This window comes from Pseudomonas sp. zfem004 (assembly GCF_032621715.1).
GTDB classification, from domain to species: Bacteria; Pseudomonadota; Gammaproteobacteria; order Pseudomonadales; family Pseudomonadaceae; genus Aquipseudomonas; species Aquipseudomonas sichuanensis.
Genome location: NZ_JAVYJF010000010.1, coordinates 49,485 through 67,992, shown reverse-complemented (window position 1 = coordinate 67,992; position 18,508 = coordinate 49,485). Strand labels below are relative to the sequence as shown.

Sequence of the window (18,508 nt, the reverse complement as noted above, 5' to 3'; positions counted from 1 at the left end):
TCATCAGCCGGCTGGCACCATCTGACGCATTTGCTGTCACACCTGTGCAAAAACACAGCATAAGCCTTTGTCACAAAAGAAAATGCATGCTCAAATTGCAACTAAATGAAAGTAGCCCCCGTTCACGCCCGAAACGGCGTGCCGCCATGGCGGCTGGCGGGCAGTAATGTTAAAAGTAGTGATTTGTTGGCCAGTCACCGGCCAATCACTATTCGCGCAGGAATAGACGCGTTTTGAAGAAATCCACCGCAACTCCAGCCCCCTTGCCAGTGCCCCTGTGGCGGCAACAGCTGCATTACCGCCTCAAGGAAGGTGCGTTGATCGCCGTCGGTGCCCTGTGCCTGTACCTGTGGATGGCGCTGCTCACCTACGACACCTCCGACCCTGGCTTCAGCCACACCAGCAACACCGAGCAGGTGGTGAACGCCGCTGGCCGTGCCGGTGCCTACTTCGCCGACATCCTGTTCATGGTGCTCGGCTACTTCGCCTACATTTTCCCGCTGCTGCTGGCGATCAAGACCTGGCAGATCTTCCGCGAACGTCACCAGCCTTGGCAGTGGAGCGGCTGGCTGTTTTCCTGGCGGCTGATCGGCCTGGTGTTCCTGGTGCTGTCGGGCGCGGCGCTGGCGCATATTCATTTCCACCCCTCGGAGAGCCTGCCGTTCTCCGCTGGCGGGGCCCTGGGCGAGAGCCTTGGGGATCTGGCGCGCAACCTGCTCAACGTGCAGGGCAGCACGCTGATGTTCATTGCGCTGTTCCTGTTCGGTCTGACCGTGTTCACCGACCTGTCGTGGTTCAAGGTGATGGACGTCACCGGCAAGATCACCCTCGACCTGTTCGAGCTGGTGCAGGGTGCCGCCAACCGCTGGTGGGAGGCGCGCAACGAGCGCAAGCGCCTGGTGGCGCAGCTGCGCGAAGTGGACGAGCAGGTCGATGAAGTGGTCGCCCCGGTGGTGCCGGACAAACGCGAGCAGATCAAGGCCCGCGAGCGCATCATCGAGCGCGACGAAGCCCTGACCAAGCATGTGGCCCAGCGCGAACAACAGCCGGCCCCGGTGATCAACATGCCGCCGCCGCAGGTCAAGGCGCCCGAGCCGAGCAAGCGGGTGATGAAGGAGAAGCAGGCGCCGCTGTTCGTCGACAGCGCCGTGGAAGGCACGCTGCCTTCGATCTCCATCCTCGACCCGGCCGAGCAGAAGAAGATCGAGTACTCGCCGGAGTCCCTGGCTGGGGTCGGCCACCTGCTGGAAATCAAACTGAAAGAGTTCGGCGTCGAAGTCTCTGTCGATTCGATTCACCCGGGCCCGGTGATTACCCGTTACGAAATCCAGCCCGCCGCAGGCGTGAAGGTCAGCCGCATCGCCAACCTGGCCAAGGACCTGGCGCGTTCGCTGGCCGTGACCAGCGTGCGGGTGGTCGAAGTGATCCCCGGCAAGACCACCGTGGGTATCGAGATCCCCAACGAGAACCGCCAGATGGTGCGCTTCTCCGAAGTGCTGTCGTCGCCGCAGTTCGACGAGAACAAGTCGCCGGTCACCCTGGCCCTGGGCCACGATATCGGCGGCAAGCCGGTGATCACCGACCTGGCGAAGATGCCCCACCTGCTGGTGGCCGGTACCACTGGCTCCGGTAAGTCGGTGGGTGTGAACGCCATGATCCTGTCGATCCTGTTCAAATCGGGCCCGGAAGACGCGCGGTTGATCATGATCGACCCGAAAATGCTCGAACTGTCGATCTACGAAGGCATTCCGCACCTGCTGTGCCCGGTGGTCACCGACATGAAGGACGCCGCCAATGCCCTGCGCTGGAGCGTTGCCGAGATGGAGCGGCGCTACAAGCTGATGGCGGCCATGGGTGTGCGTAACCTGGCCGGCTTCAACCGCAAGATCAAGGACGCGCAAGAGGCCGGCGAGGTCATCCACGACCCGCTGTACCGTCGCGAGAGCATGGACGACGAGCCGCCGACGCTGAAGACCCTGCCGACCATCGTGGTGGTGGTCGACGAATTCGCCGACATGATGATGATCGTCGGCAAGAAGGTCGAAGAACTGATCGCCCGTATCGCCCAGAAGGCCCGTGCCGCCGGTATCCACCTGATCCTGGCCACCCAGCGCCCGTCGGTGGACGTGATCACCGGCCTGATCAAGGCCAACATCCCGACCCGCATGGCGTTCCAGGTGTCGAGCAAGATCGACTCGCGGACCATCATCGACCAGGGTGGCGCCGAGCAGCTGCTGGGCCACGGTGACATGCTGTACATGCCGCCGGGCACCAGCCTGCCGATCCGCGTGCATGGCGCGTTCGTTTCCGACGACGAGGTGCATCGCACGGTCGAGGCGTGGAAGCTGCGTGGCGCGCCGGACTACAACGACGACATCCTCAATGGTGTCGAGGAGGCCGGCAGCGGCTTCGACGGCGGTGGCGGTGGTGGTGGCGACGGCGATGACCCGGAAGCTGACGCCCTCTACGACGAAGCCGTGCAGTTCGTGCTGGAAAGCCGCCGGGCCTCGATTTCCGCGGTACAGCGCAAGCTGAAGATCGGTTACAACCGCGCCGCGCGGATGATCGAGTCGATGGAGATGGCCGGTGTGGTCACCCCCATGAACAGCAACGGCTCGCGGGAAGTGATTGCCCCGGGCGGCCCACGCGATTGAAGATCACCCTGCCGGGCACACGAGGTGCCCGGCCCACCCACTGTTCTACGAGGATTTCCATGCGCGCGATTCGCATGCTGTTGGTTTCTGCCCTGGCTGCGGGCACTTTGTCGGCCCATGCCGGCGAGCAGGATGTGCAGCGCCTGACCCAGTTGCTGGAGAAGTCGCAGACCATTGAAGCCAACTTTTCCCAGCTGACCCTTGCCGCCGACGGTGCCAACCTGCAGGAAACCTCCGGCAAGATGACCGTCAAGCGCCCGGGCCTGTTCTACTGGCACACCAATGCACCGCAGGAGCAGGTGGTGGTGTCCGACGGCAAGAACGTCACCCTGTGGGACCCGGATCTGGAACAGGCCACCATCAAGAAGCTCGACGTGCGTCTGAACCAGACCCCGGCGCTGCTGCTGTCCGGTGACGTGTCGAAGATCAGCCAGAGCTTTGACATCACGTCCAAGGAGCAGGGCGAAGTCATGGACTTCACCCTCAAGCCCAAGACCAAGGACACCTTGTTCGACTCGCTGCGCGTGTCGTTCCGCAAGGGCCTGATCAACGACATGCAACTGATCGACAGTGTCGGCCAGCGCACCAACATCCTGTTCAATGGCGTCAAGGCCAACCAGGCGGTGCCGGACAGCACCTTCAAGTTCGACATCCCCAAAGGCGCGGACGTCATCAAGGAGTAAGCGGAGCCCGTGATGGACCTGTTTCGAAGCGAACCCGTCGCCCAGCCCCTGGCCGCCAGGCTGCGCCCGTCCAACCTGGACGAGTACGTTGGCCAGGAGCACCTGCTGGCGCGCGGCAAGCCGCTGCGCGAGGCGCTGGAGCAGGGTGCGCTGCATTCGATGATCTTCTGGGGACCGCCCGGGGTGGGCAAGACCACCCTGGCGCGGTTGCTGGCGCAGTTCTGCGATGCGCACTTCGAAACGGTCTCGGCGGTGCTGGCCGGGGTCAAGGAGATTCGCCAGGCGGTCGAGGTGGCCAAGCAGCAGGCCGGCCAGTACGGCCGGCGCACCATCCTGTTCGTCGACGAGGTGCACCGCTTCAACAAGTCGCAACAGGACGCCTTCCTGCCCTATGTGGAGGACGGCACGCTGATCTTCATCGGCGCCACTACCGAAAACCCCTCGTTCGAACTGAACAACGCCTTGTTGTCGCGGGCGCGAGTGTATGTGCTCAAGAGCCTGGACGAAGCGGCGCTGCGCAAGCTGGTCGACCGTGCGCTGAGCGAGGAACGCGGCCTGGGCAAGCGCAACCTGCGGGTGGGCGACGAGGCCTTCAAGATGCTCATGGCCGCCGCCGATGGCGATGGCCGGCGTATGCTCAACTTCCTCGAGAATGCCTCGGACCTGGCCGACGACGGCGGTGAAATTGGCGTCGAGCTCCTGCAAAGCCTGCTCGGCGACAGCCGTCGACGTTTCGACAAGGGCGGCGAGGCGTTCTACGACCAGATCTCGGCGCTGCACAAGTCGGTGCGCGGCTCCAACCCCGACGGCGCGCTGTACTGGTACGCGCGCATGCTCGACGGCGGCTGCGACCCGCTGTACATCGCCCGGCGCGTGGTGCGCATGGCCAGTGAAGACATCGGCAACGCCGACCCGCGTGCCCTGAGCCTGTGCCTGGCGGCCTGGGACGTGCAGGAGCGCCTGGGCAGCCCGGAAGGCGAGCTGGCGGTGGCCCAGGCCATCACCTACATCGCCTGCGCCCCGAAAAGCAATGCGGTGTACATGGGCTTCAAGGCAGCCATGCGCGAAGCGGCCGAGCACGGTTCGCTGGAGGTGCCGCTGCACCTGCGCAATGCCCCGACCAAGCTGATGAAGCAGCTGGGCTACGGCGAGGAATACCGCTACGCCCACGACGAGCCGGATGCCTATGCCGCCGGTGAAGACTATTTCCCCGAGCAACTGGAACCGCGCCAGTACTACCAGCCGGTGCCGCGTGGGCTGGAGCTGAAGATCGGCGAAAAGCTGCGTCACCTGGCCGAGCTCGACCGCACCAGCCCCCGCCAACGGAGAAAACCGTGATCGCACTCATCGCCGCCGTCAGTGCCGGCGGCATCGCCGGTACCCTGCTGCGCTTTGCCACCACCAACTGGGTCGCTGCCAACTGGCCGAAGCATTTCTATCTCGGTACGCTGGCGGTCAACCTGGTGGGCTGCCTGCTGATCGGCCTGCTGTACGGCCTGTTCCTGCACAAACCCATGGTGCCGGTGGAGCTGCGCGCTGGGCTGATCGTCGGCTTTCTCGGTGGCCTGACCACCTTTTCTTCCTTTTCCCTGGATACCGTGCGCCTGCTCGAAAGCGGGCAGGTTCCGCTAGCCTTGGGCTATACCGGTATTAGCGTGGTGGGCGGGCTGCTTGCGACCTGGGCCGGCCTCACCCTTACCCGATTCTGAACCAACACCTACCTATAACGAGAGAACGATATGCTCGATTCCAAACTGTTACGCGGCCAACTTCAGGAAGTGGCGGACCGCCTGGCCTCCCGTGGCTTCAGCCTGGATGTCGCGCGCATCGAATCACTGGAAGAGCGCCGCAAGGCGGTGCAGACCCGTACCGAGCAACTGCAGGCCGAGCGTAACGCCCGCTCCAAGTCCATCGGCCAGGCCAAGGCCAAGGGTGAGGACATCGCCCCGCTGATGGCAGACGTCGAGCGCATGGCCAACGAGCTGGCCGCCGGCAAGGCCGAGCTGGACGGCATCCAGGCGGAACTCGACGGCATCCTGCTGACCATCCCCAACCTGCCGGATGCCAGCGTCCCGGTCGGTGCCAGCGAAGACGACAACGTCGAAGTGCGCCGCTGGGGCACCCCGCAGGCCTTCGACTTCGAGATCAAGGACCACGTGGCCCTGGGCGAAATCAGCGGTGGCCTGGACTTCGAGGCGGCATCCAAGCTGTCCGGTGCCCGCTTCGCCGTGCTGCGTGGCCCGATTGCCCGCCTGCACCGTGCCCTGGCGCAGTTCATGATCAACCTGCACACCGGCGAGCATGGCTACGAAGAGCACTACACCCCGTACCTGGTCCAGGCCCCGGCCCTGCAGGGCACCGGCCAGCTGCCGAAGTTCGAGGAAGACCTGTTCAAGATCAGCCGCGAAGGCGAGGCCGACTTCTACCTGATCCCGACCGCCGAAGTGTCGCTGACCAACCTGGTGGCCGACCAGATCCTCGACGCCAAGCAACTGCCGCTCAAGCTGGTTGCCCACACCCCATGCTTCCGCAGCGAGGCCGGCGCGTCGGGCCGTGACACCCGCGGCATGATCCGCCAGCACCAGTTCGACAAGGTCGAGATGGTCCAGGTGGTGGAGCCGGCAAAATCCATGGAGGCGCTGGAAGGCCTGACCGCCAACGCCGAGCGCGTGCTCCAGCTGCTGGAGCTGCCGTATCGCGTGCTGGCGCTGTGCACCGGCGACATGGGCTTCGGCGCGGTGAAAACCTACGACCTGGAAGTGTGGGTGCCGAGCCAGGACAAGTACCGTGAAATCAGCTCCTGCTCCAACTGCGGCGACTTCCAGGCCCGCCGCATGCAGGCGCGCTGGCGCAACCCGGAAACCGGCAAGCCGGAGCTGGTGCACACCCTCAACGGTTCCGGCCTGGCAGTAGGCCGTACCCTGGTGGCAGTGCTGGAGAACTACCAGCAGGCCGACGGCTCGATCCGTGTGCCGGAAGTGCTCAAGCCGTACATGGGTGGCGTCGAGGTCATTCGCTGAGATGGATTACCTGCCGCTGTTCCATAAGCTGCAGGGCGGCCGCGTGCTGGTCGTCGGCGGTGGCGAGATCGCCCTGCGCAAGGCGCGCCTGCTGGCCGATGCCGGCGCCGCGCTGCGGGTGGTGGCGCCGGAGGTAGACGGCCAGCTCGCCGCACTGGCCCGTGAGGGCGGTGGCGAGGTGCTGGTGCGCGGCTATCAGCCGTCGGACCTGGACGGCTGTCGCCTGGTGATCGCGGCCACCGATGACCCCGGGCTCAATGCCCAGGTCTCGGCGGATGCGCAGGCACGCAGCCTGCCGGTCAATGTGGTTGACGCGCCGGCCTTGTGCACGGTGATCTTCCCCGCCATCGTCGACCGCTCGCCCTTGGTGGTGGCGGTCTCCAGCGGTGGCGACGCGCCGGTGCTGGCGCGGTTGATTCGCGCCAAGCTGGAGGCCTGGATCCCGTCCGCCTATGGCGAATTGGCAGGCCTGGCCGCGCGTTTCCGCCATCAGGTCAAGGCCTTGTACCCTGACGTCAATCAGCGCCGCGGCTTTTGGGAGAACGTGTTCCAGGGGCCGATCGCCGAGCGCCAGCTGGCCGGGCAGGGTGCCGAGGCCGAACGCCTGTTGCAGGCAATGGTCGACGGCGCGCCGGTGCAGCAGGGTGGCGAGGTGTATCTGGTCGGTGCCGGCCCGGGTGACCCGGACCTGCTGACCTTCCGTGCCCTGCGCCTGATGCAGCAGGCCGACGTGGTGCTGTATGACCGGCTGGTGGCCCCGGCCATCATCGAGATGTGCCGGCGCGATGCCGAGCGTATCTATGTCGGCAAGCGCCGCGCCGACCACAGCGTGCCGCAGGACCAGATCAACCGCCTGTTGGTCGATCTGGCCCGCCAGGGCAAGCGCGTGCTGCGGCTCAAGGGGGGGGATCCGTTCATCTTCGGCCGGGGTGGCGAAGAGATCGAGGAGCTGGCCGAGCAGGGTATCCCGTTCCAGGTGGTGCCTGGCATCACCGCAGCCAGCGGTTGTTCGGCCTACGGCGGTATTCCGCTGACCCACCGCGACTATGCCCAGTCGGTGCGTTTCGTGACCGGCCACCTGAAGGATGGCACCAGCAACCTGCCCTGGCACGACCTGGTGGCGCCTGCGCAAACCCTGGTGTTCTACATGGGGCTGGTGGGGCTGCCGACCATCTGCGCCGAGTTGATTCGCCATGGCCGTGCGGCCAGTACGCCGGCAGCGCTGGTGCAGCAGGGGACCACACGCAATCAGCGGGTGTTCACCGGTACCTTGGCCGACTTGCCTGAGCTGGTGGCCCGGCATGAAGTGCATGCGCCGACCCTGGTGATCGTCGGGGAAGTGGTGCAGTTGCGCGAGAAGCTGGCGTGGTTTGAAGGTTCGCAAAACAGCTGAGCACACCTCGTGGGAGCGGGCTTGCCCCGCGATAGCGACAGCAGCGGCAACATTGCTCTCTGCTCTGGCGCTATCGCGGGGCAAGCCCGCTCCCACGTGGGGTCTTCATTTACTCTGCCAGATGCCTTTGCCCGGCAAGCGCTCCCGATCATGGGGCCGATTGAAATCTTGCAGCGGCCCCTTGGGCACGATCCCGTTCGGGTTGATGGTCTTGTGGCTCATGTAGTAGTGCTTCTGGATATGTTCCATGTCCACCGTACCCGCCACCCCCGGCCACTGGTACAGCTCGCGCAGCCAGTTGGACAGGTTCGGGTAGTCGCTCAGGCGGCGCAGGTTGCACTTGAAATGGCCGTGGTACACCGCATCGAAACGCACCAGCGTGGTGAACAGGCGTACGTCAGCTTCGGTCAGGTATTCGCCGGCCAGGTAGCGCTGGCTAGCCAATAGCCCCTCCAGATACTCCAGCTCATTGAACACCTCATCGAACGCCGTTTCGTAGGCTTCCTGCGTGGTGGCGAAACCTGCGCGGTAGACGCCGTTGTTCACTGCCGGGTAAATGCGCTCGTTGAGTGCATCGATGGTGCTGCGCAGCGGTGCTGGGTAGAGGTCCAGCGTATTGCCGGTCAGCTCGTCGAATGCCGAGTTGAAGATACGGATGATCTCGGCCGACTCGTTGTTGACGATGCGTTTTTCCTGTTTGTCCCACAGTACAGGCACCGTCACGCGCCCGGTGTAGTGCGGGTCGTCCTGGGTATAACGCTGGTGCAGGTACTGCAGGGCATCGAGGTGGTCGCCGCTGGAGCCTTCCTGCTGGTCGAAGGTCCAGCCATGCTCGCCCATCAGCCAGCTGACTACCGACACATCGATCAGCGGCTCCAGCCCTTTGATGGCGCGCACGATCAGGGTGCGGTGGGCCCAGGGGCAGGCGAGCGACACATACAGGTGGTAGCGGCCGGCTTCGGGGGCGGGCAGTGGGTTGCGTCGTTGCGAATTTTCGCGCTGGAAGGCGCCGTCCTTGCTGGTCTGGTACCACTGGTCATGCCAGCGGCCATCGATCAAAAGGCCCATGCTGGAGCTCCTCGGAACAAAGTGTTTGTCGTTGGAACTCAGTCTAGAGCAATGCGTTCGAACGAATAGCGCAAAGAGTGCGGCTAACAGATCTGTTTATTTGATGTTTTCGCGGGCGCACCAGTAGGCGCGGGCGGTATTGAACGCCTGTTCACGGTCCTGGCCCAGGCCACGCAAGGCCAGAGCCATGGTCGCGACCACGGCCATTTCACCGTAGCTGTCTTCGGCTTCTCCGCGCCACACGGCCAGCAGGTGCTCCGGCTGCAGGCTGGCGGGCTTCACATGGCGCTGGGCGCTCAGGGCCGGCCACTCCTCGTCCCAGGCATCGCCGGCCGAAGCGCCGTAAAGATGGCTGGTGACATCCGGGTTGATCTCGATCTCGCCACCGTCACCCTTGATCACCAATGCCTGGTCGCCCAGCAGCCGGCTGGCCTCACGGTGCACGGCCTGGTAACCGGGGTGGAAGATGCTCTGCAGGCCGCAGCGCGCTGCGAGGGGGTTGAGTACTCGGGCCAGCGAGTGGATCGGTGAGCGCAGGCCGAGGGTGTTGCGCAGGTCGATCATGCGCTGCAACTGCGGCGCCCAGTCCTGCAGCGGAAAGAAGGCCAGTTGGTGAGTGTCCAGCGTTTGCGCAACGCTTGCCCAGTCGCGACACAGCGGGATGTCCAGCAGGCCGAGTAGTTGTTCGGTATACATGCGCCCGGCTGTGTGGGCGCCGCCACCGTGCATCAGGATGCGTACGCCATTGCCGGCCAGGCACTTGGCCGCCAGCAGGTACCAGGGCAGATGGCGCTTCTTGCCGGCGTAGCTCGGCCAGTCCAGGTCGACCTTGATGCATGGCGCCTGCAGGTGGGCGCGCAACGCCTCGGTGAAGCCGGCCAGCTCCTCGGCGCTTTCCTCCTTGTGCCGCAGCAGCATCAGGAAGGCGCCGAGCTGGGTATCTTCGACCTTGTCCTCGAGCAGCAGGGTCATGGCTGCGCGGGCCTCTTCGCGGGTCAGGCCGCGGGCACCGCGCTTGCCTTTGCCCAGGATGCGCACGAATTCGGCGAAGGGGTGTTCGGTCGGTGTTTCCAGGGTGAGCGGGCGAGGTGCGTTCATATGCAGTTGGTCGGCTTGGGCAGGCCCGCCAGCTTGGCGGCGAGTTTGGCGGGAGTGCCATTGAACAGGCGGTTGAGGTGCGGGCTGTTGCCCTTCTCCGTGCCCAGTTTGAGCGCGGTGTACTTGATCAGCGGGCGGGTGGCCGGCGACAGCTGGTACTCGGCGTAGAACTGGCGCAACAGCTCGAGGATTTCCCAGTGGTCGGTGGTCAGGGCGATGTCCTCACGGGCAGCCAGTGATTCGGCGACCTCGTGGGACCAGTCCTGCAGGTCGACCAGAAAACCGTCTTTGTCCAGGGCGATGGCGCGATCGCCGACAGTCAGGGTGCTCATAGCCAGCTGTTGACCTTGTCGTAGTGCAGGGTGAGTTCGACGAAGGCCGGGTAGTCCACGGCCTTGGCCAGTGGGCTGCTGAGCGCGCGGGCTTGCAGGTCTTCGTCTAGGGCGAACAGGCGTTGTTCGAGGTTGGCGGCTTGCAGGGCGCGCAGGGGCTCGCTGCCGGCCTTGAGCGCATAGGTGGCGTCGCCACACAGCAATATCGCGTCTTGTGGGCCGAGCAGGCGCAGGCAGCTGGCCAGGCGTTCGTCCGCGAAAGGCGAGTGGGCAAGTACGTGCAGGGTCGTCATCAGAGGGTTACCACCTGGTCGAAACGGGCGATCAGCGCGGCCAGTGCGGCATCGTCGAGGACCTCGACGGGTAACGCCAGCGTGGTGCTGTCCAAGCCGCGGCGGGCCAGGCTATGAGCGCAGGCGAACAGCTCCTCGACGCCGAACATCGGCAAGGCTTGGAGGTTGGCGGCCAGGTTCTTCTGCTGCAGGGCGTCCGGGTGCTGATCCTGAGCCAACTGGAACACCCCGTCGTCGAGGAACAGCATGCCCAGCGGCAGGTCGAAGGCACCGCCAGCCAGGGCGATATCCAGGGCTTCACGGGCAGACGGGCCGCTCCACGGCGCCTGGCGGCTGATGATCAGAAGCGATTTGGCCATTTCAATCACCCCCAAAGCAGATCAAGCGCTCGGCAACCTGCGCGGCCTCGTGCAGCTGGCCCAGGCCGGACAGCTCCCAGGGTGCCGGCAGGTTCACGGCCGGGCGCTGGTAACGGTTGGCCTCTTCTTCATTGAGCACGCCCCTGCGCAGGGCTGCGGCAATGCAGACCACGGCGTCGAGCTGGTGCTTGCTGATGAACGCGCGCCATTGATTGGCCACGTCGAGTTCATCCTGCGGCGCGACGATATTGGCCGAGGCGCTGTGCACCCCGTCCTGGTAAAAGAACAGCCGAGCAATTTCATGCCCGCCGGCCAGCGCCGCCTCGGCGAAGCGCAGGGCGCGACGCGAGGAGGGCGCATGCGCCGGGGAAAAGACCGCAATGGCGAATTTCATGGAAAACCCGTGTAAAGGAATGCGGCCATGATAAAGCAAAAAGCCCGCGCTGGTGGGCGCGGGCTCGGTCTGCAAGGCCGTGATCGATCAGGCCTGTTGCTTGCTCTCCGGCAGGAACCAGTTGAGCACCAGGGCGCAGATGCCCCCGGTGGCGACGCCCGACTCCAGCACGTTGCGCAGCGCCGCCGGCATGTGTGCGAGGAACTCCGGAACCTGGGCCACGCCAAGGCCCAGGGCCAGCGACACGGAAATGATCAGCAGCGCCCGGCGGTCGAGGCGGGTGCTGGCGAGGATGTTGATGCCCGATGCGGCGACGGCACCGAACATCACCATGGCCGCGCCACCCAGGACCGGCTCCGGCACCGCCTGGATTACCCCGGCAACACTGGGGAACAGGCCCAGCAGGACCAGCATGGCGGCGATCCAGATGCCGATATGGCGGCTGGCGATGCCGGTCAGCTGAATGACGCCATTGTTCTGGGCGAAGATCGAGCTGGGGAAGGTGTTGAACACGCCGGCCAGCAGCGAGTTGGCGCCGTTGACCAGCACCCCGCCCTTGATCCGCTGCATCCACACCGGGCCTTCGACCGGTTGGCGCGAGACCTTGCTGGTGGCGGTGACATCGCCGATGGCTTCCAGCGAAGTGACCAGGTAGATAACCAGCATCGGAATGAACAGCGCCCAGGAGAAGCTCACGCCAAAGTGCAGCGGCGTCGGTACCTGGAACAACGCAGCCTGGTGCATGCCGGTGAAGTCCAGGCGGCCCAGGTAGCCGGCCAGGGCATAGCCCACGGCCAGGGCGATGACGATGGCGCAGCTGCGCATCCACACCACCGGGATACGATTGAGGATGACGATGATTGCCAGCACCACACCCGACAGCAGCAGGTTTTCGCCGTTGGCGAAGGTGCCGTTGGCCATGGCGCCGAAGCCGCCGCCCATGCTGATCAGGCCGACCTTGATCAGGGTCAGGCCGATCATCAGCACGACGATACCTGTGACCAGCGGGGTGATCAGGCGTTTGACGAAGGGCAGGATGCGCGAAACACCCATTTCTACGAACGAACCGGCAATGACCACGCCAAAGATGGCCGCCATCACGCTTTCAACCGGTGTGCCCTGCTTGACCATCAATGCGCCACCCGCGATCAGCGGGCCAACGAAGTTGAAGCTGGTGCCCTGCACGATCAGCAAGCCGGCGCCGAACGGCCCAAAGCGCTTGCACTGCACGAAGGTGGCGATGCCGGAGATCACCAGCGACATGGACACGATCAGGTTGGTGTCGCGAGCCGAGACCCCCAGCGCCTGGCAGATCAGCAACCCAGGGGTAACGATCGGCACGATGATCGCCAGCAGGTGCTGCAGTGCCGCCAGCAGGCCGATCAACAGGCGAGGCTTGTCCTCAAGGCCCAGGACCAGTTCGTTGGCAGGCGTCGCCGCGCCCGGCCCGTGTTCGTGTGAACTCATGGGAAATGCTGCCCTGGAAGAAAAAAGGAGCGCATTCTACGGGCTGAATCCCGATAGGGGTAGAGGTTAGGAAGATAGCGTCACAATCGCAGATGAAGCTGACTTAAAGGTCAGTTTATGCGGCCTTTTCATCAGTCACGAAAAAGCCCGCCGAAGCGGGCTTTTCCTGGCTGCTCGACAGGCTTGAATCAGTCGTCGCGGCCCATGATGCCGAACAGCTGCAGCAGGCTGACGAACAGGTTGTAGATCGACACGTACAGGCTGATGGTCGCCATGATGTAGTTGCGCTCGCCGCCGTGGATGATGGCGCTGGTCTGGAACAGGATGCAGACCGACGAGAACAGTACGAAGCCGGCGCTGATCGCCAGTTGCAGGCCGCTGATCTGGAAGAAGAAGCTGGCCAGCACGGCGCCCAACAGGACGAAGAAGCCAGCGGTGATGAAGCCACCGAGGAAGCTCATGTCCTTGCGGGTGATCAGTACATAGGCAGACAGGCCGCCGAAGACCAGTGCGGTCATGGCGAATGCCGAGCTGACGACTTCGGCGCCACCGCTCATGCCCAGGTAACGGTTGAGGATCGGGCCGAGGATGAAGCCCATGAAGCCGGTGAGGGCGAAGGTCGATACCAGGCCCCAGACCGAATCACGCAGCTTGGCGGTGAGGAAGAACAGGCCGTAGAAGCCGATCAGCACGACGAATACGTTGGGGTAGCGAACGCCCATCTGCTGCGAGACGAAGGCCATGATGCCGCTGAAGGCGAGGGTGAGCGCCAGCAGGCTGTACGTGTTGCGCAGGACCTTGCTGATCTCCTGCTGCTCGACCTGCTGGCCGTGGTGGACGGCGTAATCCTGTTCGCGCATGGCGACACTCCTTTGCTGTGAACCCAGGCGTTGAAGCCTGGCGAATGAAACGTATGGTTGCTGGAGCATACCAGAGCTGCCGCAACCCGCGACACAGAGAGTTTGACAGCTTGTTACATTAAGGTATTATTGCCGCCGCAAAACCAGCTGGAAGCGTGGCCGAGTGGTTTAAGGCAACGGTCTTGAAAACCGTCGATGGGCAACTATCCTAGAGTTCGAATCTCTACGCTTCCGCCATATTCAAAGCCCTGATTATTCAGGGCTTTTTGCGTTATTGGGGAATGGAAAAACCACCCTTGGGAACACCCTTGGGAATGGTTTGATTTGCCATCGCTGGCAAAACTTTCGCTATTTGGTGGGTTTCGCCAGAGCTTCAACGCGGCGGTAAACCCGCTCGGTAATGTCGCCCATGGTGTGCCCCAGCAGCAGGCTGGCGTGGTCAACATCAGTGATTTTCGATGCAGCTTTCGGGCGAATGTCGCGGAACTGGAACTGGCTGATCCGACCGGCCAGGACCTAGTCGCCGGCAGCGACTGCCTCCTTCACAGCTTCATCTCTGGCATCGTCCCATCGATGGCGAAGCATGGCCGCCGAGACCTGTTTGCCTAAATCGCTTAACAACAGGTAGGGCGATCCATGGAGTGAGTCCCGCTCCAGAATCTTTCTGATCAGGCTGCCCACGCCACTTTCCACCATTCTCAAACGCCACAAGTTTGCCAAGCGCAGCGAGCAGATCAGCCCAGCACAAGGCAACTTGCTTAATGACCTGCTCGAACATGCGCGAAACTTTAAGAATGTGCTGACGCGCTTGCCGACGCATCGGGCCAGTTAGATCGAACAGCTGTTACCACATCAGAGGGTGTCTGCTTGACTTACGCAAGGTGAGTTGGGCAGGCGCTTGCGCTGAGTAGCGTGGGACATGAAGTGCGCGATGCCTAGGCCCCGTATCGCAAAGGTAAGGCTGGAGAGTGATGCCTTTGCTAGCTCAAAGCGAGCTTCCTGCTCAAGGCTTTTTTATCGTGTACTATCTCGCTAATCGCTATCTAACCGCTTTTGCCCAATGGTTGCGCATAATAGAGCTCACCCCCCCATGTCGACTTCTCCAGTATCTATCTTTGGGGAACCATCTCGAATCTGGACGGTTCCGCCGGTAGACGTAAAACGACAGGCGACTGCATCGCTTCGCGGTTACGTGTATCAACTACATGCATCAGCTGCAGCCTGGGTCGATCTAGGACCGGACGATGAACTCTATCTGGAGGTAGCTGAAGACTACACTGAGCTTCTTCGCCAAGAGGGCACGTTTGATGAGGTGCTGAGAGCGACACAGGTGAAAGATACCCGTGAATCAGGGGCGGTCACGCTGAATTCTCCGGATGTGCTACATGCTATTGAGTCTTTACATAGGCTTCGTGTTTGTAACCCAGGCCGGGAAGTTAAACTCGTTTTTCTAACGACATCTAAAATCGGCGTTGAGCGTGACAGAGCGTTAGCCTCTGGAGTGGCTGGACTGCTTGCTTGGGATGCAGCTGCTTCAGGAGGTGGTGTTGATCAGATTCGCAATGCCCTTCTTCAGCGTTCGTTGTCTGAGCAGCTTAGAGGCTTTGTAGTCAATAGTTCAGACGAGAAACTAAGGAGAGAGCTTCTCAGTCCACTGACTTTTGCATGTGGCGCCCTAGACTGGCGCTCTCTTGAAGAGGGTAATCGGCGGATCCTTGCTGCACGTCGTTATGAGTATCAAGCGAGCGCGGAAATGGCGCGTCGTGCTTATGATGCTGTTTTTCGTGATGTGATCGCGTGTGTTCTTGGGCCGGCTCCACGTCGAATCAATGGTTTAGACTTCCATGCCTGCATGGAAAGTGCAACGTCATTTCCTATCCCATCAGCTATAGCTGAGCGTTTGCTTGGGGAGGGTGCGAAGCGTTCGAAGGCAGACTTGCAAATCGGGGAGCTACGCGCACTAGCGGTGCTGTTAATCGAGGCCGGTATGCCGCCTTCGATCGATCTGCTTTTCCCAACGGCATCGGCTGCCGCCGCAGGCGCTTTGGCGCAGACCTTTGCAAAAGAACCTGTGATCACCGAAGTTGTACGTGAAAAGCCAGCCAGCTTGACAATATTGGAATTGGTTAAGCGTTCGGAAACGAAGCATCTTATTATAGGGCAGCCGGGCTCTGGGAAAACACATGCTCTGTGGCAGGCAGCCAAAAGGATGCTCACAGACGGTCCACTTGTTCCACTGTATCTCCCGGCAGGGCAGGTGGCAGGATGGGATGAGCTAGCGGAAATTGTTACAGACGCAGTGCCTGGAATTGAGCTGTCTGCGCTTTTCAAAGATCCGAGAGTATGTGTCTTTATTGACGGTTGGTCCGAGCTTTCCATGTCTTCGCAGCCGGGTGAAAAGCGAAAGGCGATGCGCACTCTACGAAATGTGCGCTTGGTCGCGACCGCGAAATTTCATGACATTGATGACGCAGCTTTCAAGCTTTGGACTCTAGATCTCTTATCCCCCGAGCAAGTGGCTTGCGCGCTCGCGTGTTCTGGCCTAGGGGAGGCGCTTCCATCCGGTGCGGTACTGGATCTTCTGCGCCTGCCATTGTTATTGGCGATTCATATTCTTTCAGAGGCGCGCTCTGCCTCGACCGGTGATTTGTTGCGCCAGTTCCATGAGCATCTCATGCGGGGGTTGCCAGAGCGTTTTACCGAGGCGCTGTCTGGGGCTGTGGCTGAACTAAGCCTAGCAGGACAACGATCTTTTGGGCGTCTGGCCCATGAACTCCAGTCTCGAACAGCTCTTGTGGGACTGACCGACTCGATTAGGTTGCTGAGGAGTCTAGGTACAATCCTTGAGCGCAGTGGGCAGGCGGTACCTGTGCATGATCTTTATTGGAGTTGGCTCGCAGGACGTGGGTTTCTCGAAGCTGTTGTCTCCGAACGTGCGATAAATTCGCTTCGCACGAGAGCGAGTTATGCCTTGGCGATCCAGGCCGGTGGGCGAGCTGTCGAGGATGACGTTAATGAAGCGATTCAAGGTGACATCGTGTTGGCCGCGACACTTGACGCGAGTCGTGGAGCGGAAAGGCCTGCGCAGGCATTGGTTGATGCGTTAACTCTTGCTCTAGCTGACCCTCGATTAGCTGTACGCAATCGCGCCGCTTTGGCTGCGTTAGAATGTCGCGCGCCAGAGTTCCTACGTCCAGCACTAGACATACTCGGAGAATTAGGCTCTTCTCGTTTAGCTCCATCAGAATGGCGTCAAGCGCTTTGCCCAGAAGCTCTATATTCTCATCGAGTTACGCTCGCTGAGTGGCTAGGAGCCCCAAATAGTAGTCTGGTACTCGACGTTATTGCTGCTCGAGGCGGGGCTGAGTGGAGCCTATGGCTTAGGCAAGTTGCATCGGATGGAAAAATAAGCTGGGAAGACGCGGCGGTTACTGCGCTCGGCTGCTGTCACGACGTTCCACAGTGGGTGACGCCGTATCTTGATACAACAATCGCCTTGCACTCTTGGAAGCTCCGTAATGTTGCAGAGCGGCGTAGTAACCGTCCTTTTGCCAGATTCGTGGCTGAAAATTACGAGAGTTTGATTCACCGCGGAAGTTCATGGTTTCACTTAAATATGATTCTGGTCAGCTGCGGGGATCACAAGCTCTTTGGTTTCCTTCTAGAGCGGTTCTCTTCAATGGATGAGCGCTCGCAAGAGTTGCTTGCTTTCGCTGTTGTCGAGCGGGGATCGCCTTGGATCGCTCGTTTTCAGCGAATCGCGCTAATGACAAATGAACGCCATCATCATCATTTGGCAAGTCAACTTTCGCTTGAAATCGATGATGAAACAGCACGAGAATGGATCGAGGCGGGTCATGCAGACACCGGTTGGCGGGTCTTAGTGGCTCGCTACGGCGAGGCATTGCTTCCAGAGCTGATTAGTCGATTGCCGCAGTCTTTCGCTGGCCTTCATCAAATCCCCGAGCTCACATGCATGCGTTACCTCCCAAGCGCGCCTAAAACGCTCATTGATGAAATTTGGCGGAGATTAGGTAGCCCCATGCAGCCAAAAGCTATGGAGGATGTGCTGAATGCTGTCGCGCGCGTATTCCCAGAAGGTATTCCGCATATTGCAAAATTTATTGCAAAGCAGCCGGACGCTTTGCCTGCCTACCACCTTTTGCAAGCAATAGAACTTCATGCTGACTGGAAAATTAGATTTGGCGCAGGGCTAGGTATGAAGACATCGGATGGCGCTGAATACCCTCTATCTGATTGGGTTGCTCAGTATAGTGCGACCAATAACTGGGAGGATGGCTTTACCCCAGCGCTCCTTGTGCATTCTCCTGAGCTCGCCATTGATTTTGTGTTGCGTTACGTTGACGATGGCGAGCGTTTGATAAGCATCTTAAAGTTGCTCAGGGGAGCGAGTTATAATGCGGATCTCTTGAATCGTATGCTTGTAACGCCTGAGATGGCCAAGCTTATTCCTGACGTGTTCGAAGGTTTCGATTCGTTTCCCGTCTCTGCATTGCGAAGATGTATCGAGTCAGAATATATAGATCAGAGTAAGTTTCTGTATCGATTGGCTGCTACGGCGAATCCCATGCACCGTCCCGTGCACGAGGAGCTTCTCGCTAAAATGCTCATTAACTCTCCTAGACCTCATGAGATGCAGTACTTTGCTGGTATGTTCAAAGCATACTCTAGAGAGGAGGTTCTCCAAATAATTGAGGCCGCTCCTTGCCTTCTCGAAGATTGCTGGTTCTGGTTTGTTCATTTGGTTGAGGTTGCGAGAGGGGAGCGCTTGATTGATGAGGATGGGGCAAGAAGGCGGTAATCAGGCTTCCAGAGGCTTAGGCGAGGTTTCAAAGGTTTTCATACAGAACCTAGATTGTTGCGCCT

The 18,508-nt window shown here is 61.3% G+C and carries 16 protein-coding genes and 1 tRNA gene; 9 read left to right on the top strand and 8 right to left on the bottom strand.

All coding sequences use genetic code 11. From position 1 onward, the window contains the following. Positions 1-233: 233 nt before the first annotated feature. From ftsK to cysG, 6 genes are read left to right on the top strand one after another with little or no spacing between them, the layout of a single operon-like run. On the top strand, positions 234-2,654 hold the full coding sequence (gene ftsK, locus RTH46_RS12990; RefSeq protein WP_316905852.1) for a DNA translocase FtsK: 2,421 nt from the start codon (positions 234-236) through the stop codon (positions 2,652-2,654). 59 nt (positions 2,655-2,713) lie between these two features. Then, on the top strand, positions 2,714-3,337 hold the full coding sequence (gene lolA / locus RTH46_RS12985) for an outer membrane lipoprotein chaperone LolA (protein ID WP_110993203.1): 624 nt from the start codon (positions 2,714-2,716) through the stop codon (positions 3,335-3,337). A gap of 12 nt (positions 3,338-3,349) precedes the next feature. After that, positions 3,350-4,675: a replication-associated recombination protein A gene (locus RTH46_RS12980; RefSeq protein WP_110993204.1), complete on the top strand. Its 1,326-nt coding sequence runs from the start codon at positions 3,350-3,352 to the stop codon at positions 4,673-4,675. Then, positions 4,672-5,046: a fluoride efflux transporter CrcB gene (gene crcB / locus RTH46_RS12975; protein WP_153787124.1), complete on the top strand. Its 375-nt coding sequence runs from the start codon at positions 4,672-4,674 to the stop codon at positions 5,044-5,046. The genes RTH46_RS12980 and crcB overlap by 4 nt, the downstream gene beginning before the upstream one ends. 30 nt (positions 5,047-5,076) lie before the next feature. Beyond that, positions 5,077-6,357 (top strand): serine--tRNA ligase, encoded by a 1,281-nt coding sequence (serS, locus tag RTH46_RS12970; RefSeq protein WP_316905851.1) that lies wholly within the window; start codon positions 5,077-5,079, stop codon positions 6,355-6,357. Position 6,358: 1 nt separating this feature from the next. Further along, positions 6,359-7,750 carry a siroheme synthase CysG gene (cysG, locus tag RTH46_RS12965; protein ID WP_316905850.1) on the top strand — a complete coding sequence of 464 codons (1,392 nt, stop codon included), beginning with the start codon at positions 6,359-6,361 and terminating at the stop codon, positions 7,748-7,750. Between the two features lie 105 nt (positions 7,751-7,855). On the opposite strand, the gene RTH46_RS12960 is transcribed toward cysG, so the two are convergent. The 8 genes from RTH46_RS12960 to RTH46_RS12925 all read right to left on the bottom strand — a co-directional run bounded on the left by RTH46_RS12960 (position 7,856) and on the right by RTH46_RS12925 (position 13,621). Continuing rightward, complete coding sequence (locus tag RTH46_RS12960; RefSeq protein WP_153787127.1) at positions 7,856-8,818, bottom strand: glutathione S-transferase family protein; 963 nt, start codon at positions 8,816-8,818, stop codon at positions 7,856-7,858. 96 nt (positions 8,819-8,914) lie between these two features. Continuing rightward, positions 8,915-9,916: a glycosyl transferase family protein gene (locus tag RTH46_RS12955; RefSeq protein WP_316905849.1), complete on the bottom strand. Its 1,002-nt coding sequence runs from the start codon at positions 9,914-9,916 to the stop codon at positions 8,915-8,917. Then, positions 9,913-10,248 carry a TusE/DsrC/DsvC family sulfur relay protein gene (locus tag RTH46_RS12950; RefSeq protein ID WP_125464648.1) on the bottom strand — a complete coding sequence of 112 codons (336 nt, stop codon included), beginning with the start codon at positions 10,246-10,248 and terminating at the stop codon, positions 9,913-9,915. Before RTH46_RS12950 ends, RTH46_RS12955 begins: the two co-directional genes overlap by 4 nt. Then, entirely contained in the window at positions 10,245-10,541 is a 297-nt protein-coding gene (gene tusB, locus RTH46_RS12945; protein ID WP_153787129.1) for a sulfurtransferase complex subunit TusB, read from the bottom strand. Before tusB ends, RTH46_RS12950 begins: the two co-directional genes overlap by 4 nt. After that, entirely contained in the window at positions 10,541-10,900 is a 360-nt protein-coding gene (gene tusC, locus RTH46_RS12940; RefSeq protein ID WP_110993212.1) for a sulfurtransferase complex subunit TusC, read from the bottom strand. The genes tusB and tusC overlap by 1 nt, the downstream gene beginning before the upstream one ends. Before the next feature lies 1 nt (position 10,901). Continuing rightward, a complete protein-coding gene (gene tusD, locus RTH46_RS12935; RefSeq protein WP_316905909.1) occupies positions 10,902-11,294 on the bottom strand; it encodes a sulfurtransferase complex subunit TusD in 393 nt (130 codons plus the stop codon). 87 nt (positions 11,295-11,381) lie between these two features. After that, on the bottom strand, positions 11,382-12,761 hold the full coding sequence (locus tag RTH46_RS12930) for a uracil-xanthine permease family protein (protein ID WP_316905848.1): 1,380 nt from the start codon (positions 12,759-12,761) through the stop codon (positions 11,382-11,384). A gap of 188 nt (positions 12,762-12,949) precedes the next feature. Further along, positions 12,950-13,621 (bottom strand): Bax inhibitor-1/YccA family protein, encoded by a 672-nt coding sequence (locus RTH46_RS12925; protein WP_153787132.1) that lies wholly within the window; start codon positions 13,619-13,621, stop codon positions 12,950-12,952. A gap of 149 nt (positions 13,622-13,770) precedes the next feature. Here RTH46_RS12925 and RTH46_RS12920 point away from each other — a divergent pair. From RTH46_RS12920 to RTH46_RS12910, 3 genes are all read left to right on the top strand, one after another. Beyond that, positions 13,771-13,858, top strand: a tRNA-Ser gene (locus RTH46_RS12920). Positions 13,859-13,945: 87 nt separating this feature from the next. Beyond that, positions 13,946-14,230, top strand: a complete 285-nt coding sequence (locus RTH46_RS12915; protein ID WP_316905847.1) for a hypothetical protein — start codon at positions 13,946-13,948, stop codon at positions 14,228-14,230. A gap of 481 nt (positions 14,231-14,711) precedes the next feature. Then, entirely contained in the window at positions 14,712-18,443 is a 3,732-nt protein-coding gene (locus RTH46_RS12910) for a hypothetical protein (RefSeq protein WP_316905846.1), read from the top strand. The last annotated feature ends 65 nt before the right edge of the window (positions 18,444-18,508 follow it).